Source organism: Clostridioides sp. ZZV15-6598 (assembly GCF_020657705.1).
Lineage (GTDB): Bacteria > Bacillota > Clostridia > Peptostreptococcales > Peptostreptococcaceae > Clostridioides > Clostridioides difficile_F.
Genome location: NZ_JAGWCS010000353.1, coordinates 1 through 357, shown reverse-complemented (window position 1 = coordinate 357; position 357 = coordinate 1). Strand labels below are relative to the sequence as shown.

Here is a 357-nt window from a genome sequence, read left to right as displayed (position 1 = left end):
TATACAAATCTACAACATCCAAAAGTTTTGTTAATTAACTCTTGCTGTTTTTTATTTGGATACATTCTAAACTTATACGCTTTTTCCACTACTATCACCTCACTTTAATTGTTTTTTATGATTATTAATATACATCCTTTACCATGAGTCACTTCCTTTTTTCATTACCCATTATAATATTAACAAACGTAATTATTTAAAACAATTATTTCGAAGGTTTTTATATTTATTTTTAAATAACACATGTAAGAACCGTAAGCCCTTAACTTTTATCATTTTCGAGGTTGTCGTTCACATAAGTTCGCTACTACCTATGCAGTTCTCTTATGAACTTCTTACACTTTCATGCAAGCACAG

1 protein-coding gene is annotated in these 357 nt (G+C 28.3%); it reads right to left on the bottom strand.

Going from position 1 to position 357, the window contains the following annotated elements; translation table 11 throughout:
• The coding region (locus KGF50_RS22010) for a helix-turn-helix domain-containing protein (RefSeq protein WP_131732243.1) at nt 1–98 on the bottom strand (98 nt) is incomplete at its 3' end.
• Nucleotides 99–357: the final 259 nt, after the last annotated feature.